The organism is Meiothermus rufus DSM 22234, assembly GCF_000423425.1.
Taxonomy (GTDB): domain Bacteria; phylum Deinococcota; class Deinococci; order Deinococcales; family Thermaceae; genus Meiothermus; species Meiothermus rufus.
Map to the genome: position 1 here is coordinate 1 of NZ_AUHY01000123.1, position 1,038 is coordinate 1,038.

1 protein-coding gene and 2 tRNA genes are annotated in these 1,038 nt (G+C 55.8%); 2 read left to right on the forward strand and 1 reads right to left on the reverse strand.

Going from position 1 to position 1,038, the window contains the following annotated elements; all coding sequences use genetic code 11:
* Positions 1–319: 319 nt before the first annotated feature.
* Both G552_RS0113695 and G552_RS0113700 read left to right on the forward strand, forming a co-directional pair.
* A tRNA-Glu gene (locus tag G552_RS0113695) sits at positions 320–395 on the forward strand.
* 3 nt (positions 396–398) lie between these two features.
* Positions 399–474, forward strand: a tRNA-Val gene (locus tag G552_RS0113700).
* A gap of 164 nt (positions 475–638) precedes the next feature.
* On the opposite strand, the gene G552_RS16865 is transcribed toward G552_RS0113700, so the two are convergent.
* Entirely contained in the window at positions 639–794 is a 156-nt protein-coding gene (locus G552_RS16865; RefSeq protein ID WP_245575213.1) for a hypothetical protein, read from the reverse strand.
* Between the last annotated feature and the right edge of the window lie 244 nt (positions 795–1,038).

Below are 1,038 nucleotides of genomic sequence, written 5' to 3' on the forward strand. Positions count from 1 at the left end.
CAATATATGCCCCCTACTGACACACATCCTGACCCAAATCCTGACCCAAATTGACCCAAAAATTGACCCAAAACCGGAAGTGTTCTATTGTGCGTGGAAGTGTGGGGAGTTGGCTTCAGCACAGCGCTTTTGTGGGTCAGTGTGTGGCATTGTTTGAGCCCGAAGTCACCTTTTAATCGGTTGGTCACAGGTTCGAGTCCTGTGCGGTCCACCAGTCTGGCCCCCGCTTGGCCGGGGGCCTGTCTTTACGAAGAGACGAGCCTGTGCTAACCTTATGAACGGTCTCGAGGGGGCCCAATCCCCCAGAGCTAAAAAACAAGGCCCCATCGTCTAGTGGCCTAGGACGCCGCCCTCTCACGGCGGTAACAGGGGTTCGAATCCCCTTGGGGTCACCAAGTGGGCGACTAACTCAGCTGGTAGAGTGTATCCCTTACAAGGATAAAGTCGGGGGTTCGAGTCCCTCGTCGCCCACCACGTCTAGGACGGAAAACCCCCTTTATGCACTCTTTGCATAAAGGGGGTTTAGGGTGCAATAAGGGTGCAATCCCCGCGATTCCACCCCACCCCGACAAAGTCAGGGTGGAATACCCTTGACAAGCCCATATCTTCAGTGGTGAAAGGTTCAGCGAAAGTAGGTATCAAACCCGGTAGCACCAGCGGGCAACCTGCTTCAAGGTCTTTAGGGCTGCCACCACCACGTGCGCGTACCACCCCCTGGGCAGCCAAGCAGGGCCCGTAAGCGGCACAAAGCGTTCTATGGCGATGGTCTGTACCTCGGTAAAGCGATAAACCATGCCGTCGGCCCAAACCGGAGGCTTTGAACCCTCCCATAGGAGCCTCCATAGAAGCCTAGGCCGCAGCGTAGCTGTCGTTGACGTTGACCGTGCCCGCCTGGATACGCGCGGCCACTTCCCGGCCTTTGCGTAGATCCCGAGTCCACACGCTAAGTACACTCACGATAGACTTTTACAGTGGGAAACTTTCGGTACATTGAGTTGAGCCAAGAAGAGGATGAACAACTGCGGGCTATCGAGCAAA

Excerpts from the sequence above, each read along its gene's own strand:
- G552_RS16865 (WP_245575213.1), bottom strand. The coding sequence starts at position 794 with ATGGTTTATCGCTTTACCGAGGTACAGACCATCGCCATAGAACGCTTT.